Here is a 16,638-nt window from a genome sequence, read left to right as displayed (position 1 = left end):
CCATCGTTTTCAAAGACGGTGGAGGCGTCTTGTTTAGTCATAATACGTATATTCACGTTTTTTACAATATTGACGATTTTTTCGGATATATGCAAGCGTTGCTCGGAAATTTGCAGTAAATTTGCGCAATTAAAATACTAAACAGTAATTATATCATGGCAGCAAAACCAAGTATTCCTAAAGGAACTCGTGACTTTTCGCCGGTAGAAATGGCGAAGCGTAATTATATATTCAATACGATTCGTGATGTATATCATCTGTATGGTTTCCAGCAGATAGAGACTCCATCGATGGAGATGCTTTCTACACTGATGGGGAAATATGGCGATGAGGGTGATAAACTTCTATTTAAGATTCAGAATTCCGGAGATTACTTTTCAGGCATCACGGATGAAGAGTTATTGAGTCGTAATGCCGTTAAGCTGGCAAGCAAATTCTGTGAGAAAGGTTTGCGTTATGACTTGACGGTGCCTTTTGCCCGTTACGTGGTAATGCATCGTGATGAAATTACTTTTCCGTTCAAGCGTTATCAGATACAGCCGGTTTGGCGTGCAGACCGTCCGCAGAAAGGACGTTATCGTGAGTTCTATCAATGCGATGCCGATGTGGTCGGTAGTGATTCCTTGCTGAATGAGGTAGAATTAATGCAGATTGTCGATACAGTATTCAGCCGTTTCAATATCCGTGTGTGCATTAAGATTAATAATCGCAAGATTCTTTCCGGTATCGCTGAAATCATTGGGGAAGCTGATAAAATCGTAGATATCACAGTGGCTATTGATAAACTGGATAAGATTGGTTTGGAGAATGTCAATACGGAACTGAAAGAGAAAGGTATCAGTGATGAGGCGATTGCCAAATTGCAGCCAATTATTTTGTTGAGCGGAACAAATGCTGAAAAACTGGCTACTTTAAAGAGTGTATTGGCAGCTAGCGAAACAGGTATGAAAGGAGTGGAAGAAAGCGAATTTATTCTGGGTACGTTAGAAACAATGGGCTTACAGAATGAAATTGAACTTGATTTGACTTTGGCTCGCGGATTGAATTATTATACCGGTGCTATCTTTGAAGTGAAGGCTCTGGATGTACAGATCGGTAGTATCACCGGTGGTGGTCGTTATGACAACCTGACAGGAGTATTTGGTATGACTGGAGTGTCGGGTGTCGGAATCTCTTTCGGTGCAGACCGGATTTTTGATGTCTTGAATCAACTGGATCTTTATCCGAAAGAAGCTGTAAACGGTACAGAATTGCTGTTCGTGAACTTTGGTGAGAAGGAAGCTGCTTTCTCTATGAATATGCTGGCAAAAGTACGTGCGGCAGGTATTCGTGCTGAGATTTTCCCGGATGCGGCAAAGATGAAGAAGCAAATGAGCTATGCCAATGCGAAGAATATTCCGTTCGTTGCTATTGTAGGAGAGAACGAGATGAATGAAGGCAAAGCAATGCTGAAAAATATGGAGACTGGCGAACAGAATCTTGTTTCGGTGGAAGAACTGATTGCAAAAATAAAATAGATTGGATGGAGAATCTCTAAGTGTGCGATTTTCTTATTTTATATAAAGACTGCCTCTATGGAATGTGAAGATTCTGTGGAGGCAGTTCTTAAATATTGACTTTCGTGTTTACTTCGGATAAGAAACTTATCTGTATTTATCTTTTTCGACAAATACAGTCTGCCAGATGATCGTTGATAAATCCTGCAGCCTGCAAGTGAGCATAGCAAATCGTAGTTCCGAAGAATTTAAATCCTCGTTTTTTCATATCCTTGCTCATGGTATCGGATTCGGGAGATGATACAGGAATCTCACTCAATGAACGAACGGTACTGATAATTGGTTTTCTGTCGGGAAAGAATGAAAGTGTGTAGTCATAAAAACTACCGAATTCTTTTTGTATGGCGAGAAATTGCTTTGCATTGGTGATTGTCGATTTGATTTTCAGGCGGTTTCTCACAATACCGTCAAACTGCATCAGCCTTTCAACATCTTCGTCGGTCATTTGTGCTACAAGTTCAGCGTCGAAATCGCAAAAAGCTTTGCGATATCCCTCACGTTTTCTAAGAATGGTTATCCAACTCAATCCGGCTTGGGCACTCTCCAGCACAAGAAACTCAAACAGCGTCTTGTCGTCGGTTACCAGTTTTCCCCACTCCTGATCATGGTATTTCACATACAGCTCGTCAGTTCCGCACCAACCACAGCGTCCGTTTATTATATCTTGCATAAGCATAACATTTATAGTATATTACAAATATAGATAAAAATCATGAGTATACTATTCAAAAACAAAAGATATTCACTTTAGATTAAACGGAAAAAGCAGGGAGAGCTGGGCATTAATTAATATCTTTGTATATAACATTAAATCATTGGCAAATATTTGAAAAACGACAAAATCCAGAGTTATATGAATACGATTAGAAACACGTTATTTTTAGGCATTATCTGTGCTGTCACTACTGTCTCTTCGACAGCTCATGAATTCGAGTTTAATAAGATCTATCCAAAGAAATCAGTGAAGACGCAAGTAAGAAAAGAGATTGTTACGTTCTTTTCTGAATACCTTTCTGGTAAAACAACCACCTTTGATGCAGGAAAGTCATTGAAACTGTCAGAAGTGGAGCAGTATCGTGATGCCGTATGGCAGTTGTGGAAAGAGGCAAATGCTGGTTTTGAGGAAGAAAAATTAATAGCTTTGGATACACTTTCATCTAATTCTTCCGGTTATTGGAAACTTCCTGAAAACTTGGAACCGAATGCTGTGATGCCCTATTGTTGGGGAATGAAAGGAGCGGTTGAAACAGGAGCTGAACTTCCATTATTTCTCTATCTGCATGGCTCGGGCCCTAAGGAGCGGGAATGGAGTACAGGGTTGAAAATTTGCCGGAATTTTGATGATGCTCCTTCCGTTTACTTTATTCCACAGATTCCGAATGAAGGTGATTACTATCGTTGGTGGCAGAAAGCTAAACAGTTTGCCTGGGAGAAATTGCTGAGGCAAGCATTGCTCTTGGGAGAGATTGATCCGAATAGAGTTTATGTCTTTGGAATTTCGGAAGGCGGATATGGTAGTCAGCGTCTGGCTTCGTTTTATGCTGATTATTGGGCTGCAGCGGGACCGATGGCGGGAGGGGAACCTTTGAAGAATGCTCCGGCAGAGAATTGTAGTAACATCGCTTTTTCTTTGCGGACAGGGGATAAAGATACCGGATTTTATCGGAATACACTGACCGGATACGCGTTGGAAGCATTTGATAGTTTGGCACATCAACGTCCTGGCCATTTTATTCATAAGATAGAACTGATTCCCGGAATGGGACACAGCATTGATTATCGTCCGACAACTCCTTGGCTAAAGCAATATGTCCGTAATCCTTATCCCAGATATGTAAGTTGGGAGAACTTTGAAATGGACGGAATTTACCGGACGGGCTTTTATAATTTGTATGTGAAGGAAAGATCCGATGAAGAAGGGAAGTCTCGTACTTATTATGAGATGAATATTTCAGGAAATGATATTTCTTTGAAGGTAAATGAGGTTGTTTATGAAGTCATAGAGAAAGATCCCCGATGGGGAATAGAGATGAAGTTTGCAAAGAAATATATGCAGGCACACAAGGGGAAAGTTATCATTTATCTCTGTGATAAACTGGTTGATTTAAATGAAAAGGTGACTTTGACAGTGAACGGCAAAAAGGTGTTTGAAGGAAAAATGAAAGCCGATTTGAAGAACATAGTCAACAGCTGCGCTGCGTTCTTTGATCCCCTACGACTTTATCCAGCGTCCATAGAGGTAGAATTGGATTAGAATGCGTTTTAGGATAAAAAATAATTCGTGCAGCGAACGCAAAGGATGCTGCACGAATTTTCTATTATAAGTGGCGTTCCGGATACATTTCATTCCACCATTCCGGTTGATTCTGCAACCAGCGTGCAAACCATGCCATAATAGAATTATGCCATTTGATTCGCTTGTCGTAATCGGAAATAAAGTGATTCTCTTCGTCTACGGTTACAAGTTCTACCGTTTTGCCAAGTATTTTCAGCGCATTGAAAAGCTGGATACTTTCGCCGACAGGTACATTCGTATCTACCGTACCGTGAAGCAACAGCAATGGAGTGTTGATTTTGTCGGCGTTGAACAGAGAGCCTTGCTTGGTGAATAATTCCGGGTCCTTCCACGGATAACTGTCAGCAGCGGCGATAGCATTGTAGGAATATCCCCAATAACCTTCACCCCAGTAGCTGGTTACATCACTGATGCCCGCGTGTGATACGGCTGCGGCAAAAATATCGGTCTGTGTCTGCAAATACTGCGTCATGAAGCCTCCATAGGAAGCACCGAGACAACCGATTTTTTTATCGTCCACAAACGGATGCTCCTTGCAGAACTGCTTTGTACCTTCGATGATATCATCTGCTGTACGTTTCCCCCAAGCATTGACATGGCGGGCGGAGAACTCCTGCCCGAAGCCGGTTGTCCCGCTAGGCTGGATGACATATACTACATAATCACGTGAAGCGAATAATTGCGCGCAATACGGATTACTGATTCCGCGGGTAGTCGGGGACGTGCCGCCATAGTAATATACAATCATCGGATATTTCTTGTTAGGATCGAAATTCGGAGGCAGACACATCTTACCTGTGATGACAGTTCCATCGGAAGCGGTAAAGTTCCACGGTTCTATTTTTCCCAATTCTATTTTATCCAGAATCGGTTTCATCGGATCGGCCAGCAGGCGGGACGTTTTTTTCTTCATGTCATAGAGGTAGGCAGCTCCCGCATTGTAATCCGACTGACCGATATAAGCGGCTATGCCCGGATTATACTCGGACAGAGCGAAGTTAGTGGTGACATCTGTTTCCAGATTCAGTTTTTCAAAACGTCCGTCTTTCGGTGAATAACGATAGATGTTTTTGCAGTCTTCATCTTCCGTGTTAAAGTAGATGCAACCATCTCCACGGTTCCACTGCAAGGGGCTGACAGTGGGGTTGAAATCTCTGGTGATTGGTTGTATCTTACGGGTAGCGAGGTCCATGATGAAAGCCTGGGTATCGAAATCATTGGCGATAGGATGATCGCCACAGTTCTTTCCAATGCCGCCGAAGGCTTCGGGGCTGCCTGTCAGCAGTAACTGTTTTCCATCCGGTGAATAGCCTGCACCACCCAGAAAACGGTCTTCGTAGAAGAGAGTATCGACTTTCAATGTTTCCAGATCTACTTGATAGAGTGAGGATAAAGAGAACGGACGTTGAGTGATATTTTCTTTAGAGGTACTATATAGCATGTATTTTCCGTCCGGCGAAATGTCCTGCAGGTAAGTGCTGTGGTTACCATAGGTCAGTCGTTCGGAAACTCCGTCGGACAGGTTATATTTAGCTAAGAAACTCCGTCCGCGAGTATTCGGAATACGGTCTGCCGGACTAACGATACGACGGAGAGGCCCATCCTCCTTTACTCCTTCCTCACGGGGATAGTAAATCAGGAAATCTTCGTTGGGTGACCAGGTGAAACTCTGCTCAGGGATACTCTGTAGGATAGTCTCTTCGCGGAGTGTGACAGGATCGAGACTGATTACATCATTTCCGGCCAGGGCAGTTACTGTATAGTATAGTTTATCGCTTTTCGGCATCCAGCTCATACCGTCTCTGAGATTGGTCAGGAGTACTTTACCGGATTTTAGCTCTGTCAGTTCGCAATAGGTACGTGAACGTTTGGCAGCGTGGTTGTCCCAGTAGCGGGTCAACAGATATTTTCCGCTGGGAGAGACAGAAACAGCGATGGCCCGGCTTCCATATACTGTATTGTCAAGGGAAAAACGTTTTCGTGCTTCCGGATCTAAGTTGCAGGGAATGTCTTTGAATTTCTCGTCTTTGATCAGTTCGCATTTCAGCGTTGGAGTGGCTTTGTCATCGGCAGCAGAAAGCAGTTTGATGATAATTTCGTAATCCCGTTCGGGTTCCAGGCTAAGGGCTATGTCGCGTGATGATCCGGAAGTGATACTGTCCTCTGCCGCATCCTTCACTTGTTTGGAGGCTCCGTCAATAAAGACTTCCCAGCGGACGGGAGAGGTGATTTTCAACTTCCCTTTCAAGAAGCGCTCTGCACGAATCTGCGTCTTGACCAGGTAAAGTTTGTTGTCTTTATCCGCTTTTTCAAAACTTAGATACCCTGCTGTGTCAGTAGTGAGTGACTGCATCGGTGTATCCGGTAAGTGCAGTACGACTGGGGTTTGGAGTAACATCTTTTTAGTGTGTTTTTCTCCTTTAGGATTGATGCTGTCGTTCATAATGGGGGTACGAACGCTGATGGCATTCCGGACTTTGTACTGTGTCAGTCTGTCTTGTGCTTGAATAGTAACACCGGTTGCCAGAAAGATGGCTAAAGCCATAGTTCTCTTTTTCATTTGTCTATGTCTAAAGTTAATAAATATTTGATTGCGTGACTAATATAAGACAAATGCTTGAAGCATGCAACCAAATGTTCTTTTTATTTTAATATTCTATTTGATTAAGTATCCCGTTGAGGAAAGCAATAGCCACTCCGTAATTTGTCATCGGTACGTTCTGTTGCCTGGCTCTTTCGATACGATTCAGTACATATTTGCGGTTGAACATACAGGCGCCGCAATGGATAACCAAAGAATAGGGAGTGAGATCTTGTGGAAAATCGGTTCCTGCCACGATGTCTATTTGTAACTTTTCTCCAATCCGCTTTCGCAATAAGCGTGGGAGCTTTACTCTGCCGATATCTTCGGATAGAGGGGCATGTGTACAAGCTTCGGCTATCAGTATGCGGGAGGATTCTGTCAGGCTTTCGATGGCTGAGACACTTTCTACATAGTATCCGATATCTCCTTTATAACCTGCAAAAAGAACAGAAAAAGAGGTCAGTCTGCTTTCTGTCGGTTTTTGCTCGTAGACTGTTTTGAATACTTGTGAGTCTGTAATAATTAGTTTAGGAGGGCGGGCGAGAGCTTGCAATGTTTCTGATAATTTATCTGTGGTGCAGCTCATGATCAGACATTTCTTGTCGAGCAGTTCCCGCATGGTTTGTACTTGTGGCAAAATCAGTCTCCCTTTAGGAGCCTGAATATCTTGTGGCATAACCAGTAAGACGAGGTCTCCTTCTGTTACTAATCTGCCTGTGATACTTTGCTGATTGTAATCTTCCGGCAGTTTTTCCAGAATCGCCTGGCGTATCAGTTCTATGCCTGTCCGCTCTTTGGCACTGACCAAGAGAGGATGATTCCCAAAAGTTTCTTTTATTCGGGTAGCGAGTGATGCGGGGGATTTTCGTATATCTGCCTTGTTGATAAGCAGAATAGTCGGAATGTTTTTTGCTTTGAGTTGTTCCAGCCAGTGAAGTTCTTCGGTGAAATCCGCATCTTCGGGTATTTCTATGGAGGCATCACCTGCACAAAGCAGAATGGCAATATCGGTTTTTTCTACGGCTTTCCATGTACGTTCGATGCGCATGTTTCCTAATTTGCCTTCATCGTCGAATCCCGGAGTGTCTATGAACAGGCAAGGACCGATACCGTGAATTTCCATTGCTTTCTGTACGGGGTCGGTCGTTGTTCCGGGAGTGTCGGAAACAAGAGCGGTATCCTGCCCGGTCAGCACATTGATCAGGGAAGATTTCCCGCTATTGCGCTTTCCGAAGAGGGCGATATGGAGCCGGCTGGCATTGGGAGTAAAACTGCTATGCATATAAGTGGATATAAATAATGTTGTTTTCTACTTAAATTGAGAATCAGATATTTATAATTATTTAGGCACGGATGATGCGGATTACACGGTTTTGTTTTGCGTTAACACATTAATAAGAACTGTGTAATCCGCGTCATCCGTGCCTAATTTATGATGAATTAAAATCTGAAATCTCTTTTTCCTTCCGCTATTTCTTTTAGATTTCGAATCGCTATTTCTCTGATTTTTGGGTTCGGAATCCGGTCGGTCTCTTTAGCTATCAACTTCATTCCTTTGATTCGGGTATCTTCCGATGCATAATCTTCGAGGTATTCTTTCAGAGTCATTAATGCGTTCGGTCCGCAGCAGTTGGCTATCTGGCCCGATTTGACTAAAGACATAAACCGGTCACCGGTCCGTCCTTCCCGATAACAGGCGGTGCAGAAACTGGGGATATGTCCGGATTCGAGCAACCAGTTGACCACTTCGTCCAGCGTCCGGGTATCGCTCACATCAAATTGTGAAGAGTTGTCTTCCGGAAGCTCTGTCTTTGCATATCCGCCTACACTTGTACGGGAACCGCCACTGATCTGTGAGATGCCGAGTTCAAGAACCTTTTCGCGGGACTCTTGTGACTCTCTGGTTGATATAATCATTCCGGTATAAGGAACTGCTATTCGGATGACGGCTACAATCTTGCTGAATATATCATCTGAAATTGCATTGGGAAAATCTCCCGCATCAATATCATCTGCCGAACAGATACGGGGTACGCTGATAGTATGGGGACCTACACCGAAACGGGCTTCCAGATGTTCTGCATGCATCAACAATCCTACGAAGTCATAACGGTAAGTGTTCAATCCGAAAAGTACTCCCATTCCTACGTCATCGATTCCTCCTTCCATGGCACGGTCCATTGCTTCCGTATGATAAGCGTAGTTGCTTTTTGGCCCGGTGGGATGGAGGGCTTCGTAGTTCTCTTTGTGATATGTTTCCTGAAATAAGATATAGGTACCGATACCGGCATCTTTCAACCGGCGATAGTTTTCGACGGTAGTGGCTGCGATATTCACATTAACCCGGCGGATAGCCCCATTCTTGTGTTTGATGCTATAAATGGTCCGGATAGATTCCAGTATATATTCCAGTGAATTCAGTGTCGGATGTTCTCCGGCTTCGAGTGCCAGACGTTTATGCCCCATATCCTGCAAGGCGATTACTTCTTTGCGAATTTCTTCCTGTGTCAGTTTTTTGCGGGCGATTGTTTTGTTCTTTGCGTGATATGGGCAATACACACACCCGTTTACGCAATAATTTGACAAGTAGAGTGGCGCGAACATGACAATGCGGTTGCCGTAAAACTTCTGTTTGATTTCTTTGGCGAGATGGAAGATTCGTTCTATCAGGTCAGGCTGGTCACATTCCAGCAGGGTGGCTGCTTCGCGATGCGTCAATCCTTTGCAAAGAGCGGCTTTTTCGATCAGCTGTTCTATGAATGTGCGGTTGTCTTTGTGATTCCGTGCATATTCAAGAGTTTCCAGAATTTCTTCATGATGAATGAATTTTTCTGCTTGGGATGAATCTACTTTATACATTTCTTTATTGTTTGTAATCGCCTCTGTCGAAGGAGATTTGATAACCGATGTTTTCCAACTGTTGTTGTAATATTCTAAGTCCTTCCGCAGATTCCGCTCCGAGGGAGGCTTTGTTGTTATACAGATTGTATTTTTTACGTTCTTCCTGTGGCGACAGATTGGGCATGACCACATTGGCGCCAGCCAGTATTCCCCGTTCCCGTCCGTCGGGAGTGAGTGTAGCCAGTGCTGTGGTGGCCGGAATCAGTGCCGACGGATGCATCAGTCGGAAGATGGATAATAAAAGGATGGTCTGTTCCACGGTTCCGCAGGGGGACTGGGCAAAAGGGGTGTTACGATGAGGCAGGAAAGGACCGATACCAATCATTTCGGGACGAAATTGTTCGATAAACAAAATGTCCTGGATCAGATGTTCCACTGTCTGCCCCGGACTGCCGACCATGATCCCGGTTCCCGTCTGATAACCGATTTCTTTTAAATCCTGCAAGCATTGCAGACGATGTCCGCACGACATACCCTCGGGGTGTAGTTGCCGATAATGCGATTTATCATAAGTCTCGTGACGCAGCAGATAGCGGTTGGCACCTGCTTGGAAAAAACGTTCGTATGCTTCACACGGCTTTTCACCGAGTGACAGTGTAATGGCACAATCGGGATAATTCCGGTGAATCGCTGAGACTATACTTTCTATCCGTTCATCTGTCAGTACAGGATCTTCTCCTCCTTGCAGCACAAATGTGCGGAAACCGAGTTCATAGCCCTGCTTGCAGCAATCCAGTATGCTTTTTGCGGTTAGCCGATAACGTTCCAGATTCGGATTTCCTTTCCGGATACCGCAGTAATAGCAGTTATTCCGGCAACAGTTGCTGACTTCAATAAGCCCGCGAATAAAAATCCGGTTACCGAAATGACGGAGGCTGACTTCTTGCGCCTGTTCGTTGATATAGCGCAATAATTCTCCGTCACATTCGGTCAACAGTTGCCGAAATTCTTCCGGTCGGAGTGTCCTTTCTTTTCGTAGTTTATCTACCCATTGTCTCATAGCTTTCTTTTCGCTTGAGCAGCTCTTGTACCAATTGACGACGTCCTGAAACAATGTCATTGTGTGTACTTGGTCCGGTGATGCAACCGCCTTCGCAAGCCATCACTTCGATAAATTGTCCCGCTGCTTTTCCTGTTTTGGCACAGGCACGCAGCAAGGCTATATTCTTTTTGTTGATATCTGATACCTGGATAGCATTGATCTTATCCGCTTCCTCTTTCAGATATGCCTTCACTGCTCCCATCACACCGCCGGCCTGCGCAAAACCATGTGCTTCGCGTACGGAAGTATGCAGGATGGAGAAAGAATCCACCTGCTCCAGTTGAATGTCCATTCCATCAAGGATAGAACCGACTTCCTCGAAAGTCAGGATATAGTCTACCGCTTCGTCACGGCGTACCTCTTTCCGTTTGGCTACACATGGACCGACAAATACAATCTTCGCATCGGGATGCTTCTCTTTAGCGATTCTTGCTGCATAATACATCGGTGATCCTGTGGTAGAAACGTATGGTTTCATTTCTGTCAGATGTTTCTCTACCAGTTCGATGTAAGAGGGGCAACAGGAAGTAGTCATGAATTTCTGTCCTTCTTCCAGTTTTTCCAACAGTTCGTGTGCTTCGTTGCTGGTGGTCATCATGGCTCCTTCGGCTACTTCGATGATATCGGTGAAGCCTATCTCTTTGAAAGCACCGTACACCTGTTCAATAGACGTTTTGAACTGTCCGAGGATAGACGGAGCGATGATGGCAACCATCTTTTCTCCTTTCTTGATTCGCTGCAATACGTCGAATGTCTGTGAGATTTCGAAGATAGCACCGAATGGACAGGCATTCATACACTTTCCGCAATAGATACATTTGCTCTCGTCAATGTACTCCACGCCATGTTCGTCTTTTTTTATAGCTTTCACCGGGCAGGACTCTTCGCAGGGCACAGGGATATATACAATCGCATGATAAGGGCAACTCTTATGACAAATACCACAACTGACACAAGTATCGTGATCAATCATTGCCTGACCGTTTTTCTTGAAACGTATCGCATCTTTGGGGCAGTTCATGTAGCAGCTGCGTGCCACGCATCCCCGGCAAAGATTGGTAATTTCGTAATTAATCTGTACGCAGGAAGAACAGGCTTCATCAATGACGCACATGATATTCTCCTTACTTGGCTCCGGACGGTCCAGTGCCATCCGTGCATATTCGGAGAGAGGAGTTACTTCGTCGTGTTCATCTGTCATATCCAGTCCCATCAGCGGAAAAGTTTTGTATCTCCATACAGCGCGTTCTTTATGTACGCAGCAACGTCCCAGCGGTTTTGATTTGCGCGGACTCAGCTCAATAGGGAGGCGGTCTATTTTTTCTACTAACTGGTCGTTTTTCCAGAGTCTGACAAGGTCAGCCAGCAATTTGTGCCGGACAATCATAATATTATTCGTAAAAGCCATATAGTAATTAAAAGGATTGTTAGTGGGTGCAAAGATAGTAACTAGTTTGCGGATAAACTAATAATCGTTAAATTGAATGTCGCAGATTGTTACATTCATGTTTCCGGATGGATAAAACAATCCGAATATAAGAAGTTATGTCTTTCCGGTTGGTTAAATAAATTCAATATTTAAGTTTTTTGAAACATTCTTGTCAATTTTTTGTAGCATTCCGGTGTTATCTTTGTGAAGCATAAAATAGAGAGGAGAAAGAGATATGAGTAGTAGTATGTTGGAGCAAAGAAGTCGCTTTGCGATGATCGGTGCATTGATGATTATTGTCAGCCTGATGTTTTTGTATTATATGGGGAGTTCGCTGGTTGGTGCTACAAAAAAGTATTTGGAACAGGTGCAAACCATTGAGATCTCTTGCGAATAAAAGGGGGGAATATAGCAAAAGCCTATTTCGATTTTCTTTTGAATTAAAAAAATAGAAAATCGAAAGGGGCTTTTAGTATGTGTCCATTATATGTTTTTAATCAAAATCTAAAGAAGATATATCTTCGAATCTTCCTTCAAAATAGAATGAACCGGTAGTTTTACGTTCTTTATTTTGTTCTATGTCAAATTCGCCGGGTTGAGCGGCTTCTAAATTCAGATTTTTAATTTCTATTTTATACAGTCCATCTGATGTCTTGCTAATGATTAGATCGCTTGATTGATATCCCTTGTTCCAATCTGCCTCATAATATTGTTCACAATAGTCACTTCCATCACTATTTTTTACACAATTGATATTAATTTCACAGTCATAATAATAGTCATCTTTTTTACTACTATAATATGCTTGAAAAGGAAAATCTCCTTCAGGAAGAGAATTAATGTCATATTTCTTAGGTGAAACAAAAGAGATGACTGCAAAAGACACTTTTTTACCAATAATTTCTTCTTGTTTTTTAGTATAATAAAAATAGTCAATATTAGAGAATTCAAGTTCGTACTCATATAAACCGCCAGAATAGGAGGGTTCATCTATTGAAAGATAAGCATACTTGAAGTCGACATGTCTTCCATCAGTGTCTATATAACATTTTTTTGTGTTTTCGTTTCCTTGTTCGTCGTCGTCGTCTCCACAAGAAGCTAATGTGAGGCATGAAGTTGCCATTAATAGCATCAAAATCCAGTAATTTAAACTTTTCATAATAGTATCGCTTTTATAATTTGATAATGTTTTGTTATTAAGTTGTGTGTTATTTATCAGCCGCAAATGTATACTTTAAAAATAACATCAAAAAATGTATAATTCGCTATATGAGCCTATTATGTGGAATGATGTGACTAAACGCTAAAAATTAAAGTTTATTTGGTGAATCTTTTTTTCTTGGTTATTATGCTGCTTGTTATTGACTGTTTGATGAGACTTCCTACTATAAACTCATTTTGGGGAATCCGAAGAAAAACATTACTTTTGTCAAAGACAAATGGAATCATTATGGATGAAAAAGAGAAAGCATGGAAAACGGTGAGCAGTAAATACCTGTTTCGCCGTCCTTGGTTGACTGTACGTTGCGAAGATATGTTGCTTCCCAATGGGAATCATATCCCTGAGTATTATATACTGGAGTATCCCGACTGGGTGAATACGATTGCCATTACGAAAGAAGGCAAGTTCGTGTTTGTGCGCCAATATCGTCCGGGAGTAGAAAAGACCTGTTATGAACTTTGTGCAGGCGTTTGTGAAAAGGAGGATGCTTCCCCTCTGATATCCGCCCAACGTGAATTGTGGGAAGAAACCGGATACGGCAAGGGAAACTGGCAGGAATATATGGTGATCTCTGCCAATCCAAGTACTCATACCAATCTGACCTATTGCTTTCTTGCCACTGATGTAGAATTGATAGACCATCAGCATCTGGAAGCAACAGAAGATTTATCTGTTCATCTGCTGACTCTGGAAGAAGTTAGAAGCCTGCTGGACAACAATCAGATAATGCAGGCATTGAATGTAGCTCCGCTTTGGAAGTATATGGCTGCTTTGAAATAACATTTCTCTCCTGAATAAAAACTTCAAAAAGATCTTTCATCTTTCACCGATACTGCGGAATCTCTTTATTGATCAAGGGTCTGTGATGGTGAAAGATCTTTCACCTATCTTTCATCTTTCACCCTTTTTTCATCTTGGTCTCTGTTTCCTTATCTAATAACCTATTACTCTTTCCGTCATCTATTAATAGATAAGTTCTGTTTCATTAGAGATTAACTTCTTTTCCTCTAATGGCAAACTTCCTTTGTATTAGATCCAAACTCAAAACGCAAGCTTTGTTTTTATAAACGAAACTTGCGTTTATAGAAATGAAGCTTGCATTTATAAAAACAAAGCTTGCGTTTTGAGTTTGCTTTAGATAAAAGATAAGTTTATCATTAGAACAAATGAAGTTTGCTCCTGATGCAACGGAATTTGTCTATTAATGAATTACAGCCAGTCTATTAGTATACTATAATCTGATGAATGTGAAAGATGAAAAGATTGATTAATTCTTATGTAGAATATTACTTTGTGCCAGATAATGCGGATTATTGGCATAGATAAACATGACACTGCCGTCTTTGATCGTATTGATAATGGGGCGGGCGAGTTTAGTCGGAAGGGCGGGGCATCCGAGGCTTCTGCCTAATCGCCCCGAAGCAGCTACTGACGGATTGGCGTATGGAGCTCCGTGCACTACGATAGACCGTGCTTTTGCTTTATCGTTGATTCCTTTTTCCAGTCCGTTGAGAATAAGGGAATATCCGTTTCCTCCTTGGTAAGTATTTTCGGTAAGATAAAAGCCTAGCGAACTTTTATATGAACCATATTGGTTGGAAAATGATGTGGCGTAATTTTCTCCGCTATTTCTGCCGTGTGCAACGACTGATGAATACAGTAATTTCTTCTTTTCCATGTCAAACACAAAGAAGCGTTTCTCGGTAGAAGGTTTGGAGAAGTCTATCAGTGTCAGAATCGGTTTGCTTTTTTCTTTGATTCGATTATAACCTGCTACAGCCTGCCGGAAAGCAATGAAATTGACAGTTCCTCCTAATTCCATTTCTTCGAAAAGCAGCTCACCGGCGGCTAGCTCCGAAACCGGTTCCGAAGAGGTAAAAGGAGAGTTGGCAACCGTATTGACAGCAGCACGGTTCAGAGGAATGAAAAGAAATAACAAACAAAAGATAACTTTCTGAAACATAGTGTGTAAGCTAGGAATAAAAACGTGGCAAATATAAAAACTATTTTATTCCAAAACAAAAATAATCGTCTCGTTAACAGGTGCCCAGTCAAAAATAAACTTAGCGTGGGAGGTCGCATTCCGTACACACATATGCGATCGGGGAGTTGTTCCCAATGACCAGCTATATTCTATTTGCGTCTTTCGTGGCTCGTTGACAGGTACTCCATGAATGTATGCTCCATCCGTGAAACGGCTGGCATAAGGAGCGTAGCCGCCTGTCTCTTTGGAACCATCTTTCAGAAAGACCATCTTTACTTTTTTCTCTTGCAGTACGAACATCCCCAAAGGTGTCTCCTGCGCATATGGCGGACGGTGAAGTCCGGTCGTGGAAGGATTCATGCTGCGTACTACCCATTCGCCTTCGCCCGTTCGTTCTAGCGTGGCGATGTTCTGATTGTGGCGGTCTACAAAGATCGCTTTGTTGAAAACAACCGTGTCACCGATTACCTTGACATACTTTTTAGGAATCATCCATTCTCCTCCGGTAAATATAGGTTCTGCTTTCACGAATTTCTCCCTGTCTTCGAGGAATCGTGTCAGTTCCCCGTCTTGACCGTAACGTTCGGGTACTAAGGTATCTGTCAGCAGATAAAGCGGAACGGACTGGTAACGTTCTACGCCGAGAGTATCTGCTACACGTCCGTAAGCATTTCTTTTGAATGTTCTCACCAGAGGCGCTTCGCCGTTTCTGTTTTTGTAGTTCTGCAGTATCGCCCATTGAGAAGGCTGCTGCTGTATATTTTCGAGCAAAGCAAGCTGTTCCTTTATCTTATCCCACTGAAAACTGCGGGTAGTATCCTTATAAGGATAGGTGTCCTCCAGCGTATATTTGTCATATAGCAGTTCTTTGGTGATATGGATTTGTTCCGGAGTAATTGTTTTAACTACAGGTTCGGCTACCGTCTCCGCAATCGTATCTTGCATGAGGGAGTCTGTTTGCAGTGTTTCGGTAGAAGGCATGTCTCCTGTACGCGATGTGCAGGAACACAGGATACAGAGCGTGACGGATATACCGAATCCTATTTTATTCATATTATTAATACAATGCATTTTGAGGTTCGTTTACGAATATACACTATTAAAAGGAATAATCCTCTTCTTTTGTTTAAAAAGTAAGGAACAAATATGCTTTTTTGCCAATAGGAGCAGGTTGTCAGTCATTTTGTCAGTCAAACTCTGCCAAACAATCATTCTTTTGCTTTGGCACGCTTTTCGCAATGAGTTTAGCGTCCTCTTCAAAAGAGGACAAAACATGAATATAATGTATAACAAATAAAATCAAAAAAGAACTATGAACATTAAACCGTTAGCAGACAGAGTGCTTATTCTCCCTGCACCTGCAGAAGAAAAAACAATTGGTGGTATCATTATTCCTGATACAGCAAAAGAAAAACCTTTGAAGGGTGAAGTTGTGGCAGTAGGTCACGGTACGAAAGACGAAGAAATGGTATTGAAAGTAGGCGATACAGTTCTTTATGGCAAATACGCCGGAACAGAACTTGAAGTCGAAGGTACTAAATACCTTATCATGCGTCAGAGCGACGTTCTCGCTATCTTGGGTTAATTTCGGGATCTTAAATAGAAAATTGTAAATCATTAAATA

14 protein-coding genes are annotated in these 16,638 nt (G+C 42.5%); 5 read left to right on the top strand and 9 right to left on the bottom strand.

The features are described 5' to 3' along the window. The first annotated feature begins 155 nt into the window (after window positions 1–155). Window positions 156–1,517 carry a histidine--tRNA ligase gene (gene hisS / locus BLW31_RS05520; protein ID WP_010539055.1) on the top strand — a complete coding sequence of 454 codons (1,362 nt, stop codon included), beginning with the start codon at window positions 156–158 and terminating at the stop codon, window positions 1,515–1,517. Between the two features lie 136 nt (window positions 1,518–1,653). Here hisS and BLW31_RS05515 read toward each other — a convergent pair whose 3' ends face one another. Continuing rightward, on the bottom strand, window positions 1,654–2,226 hold the full coding sequence (locus BLW31_RS05515) for a DNA-3-methyladenine glycosylase I (RefSeq protein ID WP_010539054.1): 573 nt from the start codon (window positions 2,224–2,226) through the stop codon (window positions 1,654–1,656). 183 nt (window positions 2,227–2,409) lie between these two features. Here BLW31_RS05515 and BLW31_RS05510 point away from each other — a divergent pair, with 183 nt between their 5' ends. Then, on the top strand, window positions 2,410–3,810 hold the full coding sequence (locus BLW31_RS05510) for a carboxylesterase family protein (protein WP_010539053.1): 1,401 nt from the start codon (window positions 2,410–2,412) through the stop codon (window positions 3,808–3,810). A 64-nt stretch (window positions 3,811–3,874) separates the two neighbouring features. Here the strand turns inward: BLW31_RS05510 and BLW31_RS05505 are convergent, their stop codons facing one another. From BLW31_RS05505 to BLW31_RS05485, 5 genes are all read right to left on the bottom strand, one after another. After that, window positions 3,875–6,412, bottom strand: coding sequence for a S9 family peptidase (locus BLW31_RS05505; RefSeq protein WP_029425670.1), 2,538 nt, complete (start codon window positions 6,410–6,412; stop codon window positions 3,875–3,877). Between the two features lie 88 nt (window positions 6,413–6,500). After that, window positions 6,501–7,718, bottom strand: a complete 1,218-nt coding sequence (hydF, locus tag BLW31_RS05500) for a [FeFe] hydrogenase H-cluster maturation GTPase HydF (protein ID WP_010539051.1) — start codon at window positions 7,716–7,718, stop codon at window positions 6,501–6,503. Between the two features lie 158 nt (window positions 7,719–7,876). Further along, entirely contained in the window at window positions 7,877–9,295 is a 1,419-nt protein-coding gene (hydG, locus tag BLW31_RS05495; RefSeq protein ID WP_010539050.1) for a [FeFe] hydrogenase H-cluster radical SAM maturase HydG, read from the bottom strand. Between the two features lie 4 nt (window positions 9,296–9,299). Beyond that, on the bottom strand, window positions 9,300–10,337 hold the full coding sequence (gene hydE / locus BLW31_RS05490) for a [FeFe] hydrogenase H-cluster radical SAM maturase HydE (protein WP_010539049.1): 1,038 nt from the start codon (window positions 10,335–10,337) through the stop codon (window positions 9,300–9,302). Next, window positions 10,318–11,787 carry a 4Fe-4S dicluster domain-containing protein gene (locus tag BLW31_RS05485; RefSeq protein WP_022302495.1) on the bottom strand — a complete coding sequence of 490 codons (1,470 nt, stop codon included), beginning with the start codon at window positions 11,785–11,787 and terminating at the stop codon, window positions 10,318–10,320. Before BLW31_RS05485 ends, hydE begins: the two co-directional genes overlap by 20 nt. Window positions 11,788–12,043: 256 nt before the next feature. Between BLW31_RS05485 and BLW31_RS24375 the strand changes: the two genes are divergently transcribed. Then, window positions 12,044–12,205: a hypothetical protein gene (locus BLW31_RS24375; RefSeq protein ID WP_022302496.1), complete on the top strand. Its 162-nt coding sequence runs from the start codon at window positions 12,044–12,046 to the stop codon at window positions 12,203–12,205. A gap of 96 nt (window positions 12,206–12,301) precedes the next feature. Here the strand turns inward: BLW31_RS24375 and BLW31_RS05480 are convergent, their stop codons facing one another. Further along, window positions 12,302–12,967: a hypothetical protein gene (locus BLW31_RS05480; protein WP_010539047.1), complete on the bottom strand. Its 666-nt coding sequence runs from the start codon at window positions 12,965–12,967 to the stop codon at window positions 12,302–12,304. Between the two features lie 291 nt (window positions 12,968–13,258). Here BLW31_RS05480 and BLW31_RS05475 point away from each other — a divergent pair, with 291 nt between their 5' ends. Further along, on the top strand, window positions 13,259–13,810 hold the full coding sequence (locus BLW31_RS05475) for an NUDIX hydrolase (protein ID WP_029425668.1): 552 nt from the start codon (window positions 13,259–13,261) through the stop codon (window positions 13,808–13,810). A gap of 487 nt (window positions 13,811–14,297) precedes the next feature. On the opposite strand, the gene BLW31_RS05470 is transcribed toward BLW31_RS05475, so the two are convergent. Both BLW31_RS05470 and BLW31_RS05465 read right to left on the bottom strand, forming a co-directional pair. Next, window positions 14,298–14,993 carry a murein L,D-transpeptidase catalytic domain family protein gene (locus BLW31_RS05470; RefSeq protein ID WP_010539045.1) on the bottom strand — a complete coding sequence of 232 codons (696 nt, stop codon included), beginning with the start codon at window positions 14,991–14,993 and terminating at the stop codon, window positions 14,298–14,300. Window positions 14,994–15,038: 45 nt separating this feature from the next. Continuing rightward, a complete protein-coding gene (locus BLW31_RS05465) occupies window positions 15,039–16,085 on the bottom strand; it encodes a L,D-transpeptidase (protein ID WP_074759484.1) in 1,047 nt (348 codons plus the stop codon). Between the two features lie 241 nt (window positions 16,086–16,326). Here BLW31_RS05465 and BLW31_RS05460 point away from each other — a divergent pair, with 241 nt between their 5' ends. Next, window positions 16,327–16,599, top strand: coding sequence for a co-chaperone GroES (locus tag BLW31_RS05460; RefSeq protein ID WP_010539043.1), 273 nt, complete (start codon window positions 16,327–16,329; stop codon window positions 16,597–16,599). Window positions 16,600–16,638: the final 39 nt, after the last annotated feature.

This window comes from Bacteroides faecis MAJ27, assembly GCF_900106755.1.
In the GTDB taxonomy this organism is placed as follows: Bacteria; Bacteroidota; Bacteroidia; order Bacteroidales; family Bacteroidaceae; genus Bacteroides; species Bacteroides faecis.
Note: the sequence above shows the minus strand (reverse complement) of the source record. Positions and strands in the feature narration are given on the sequence as shown.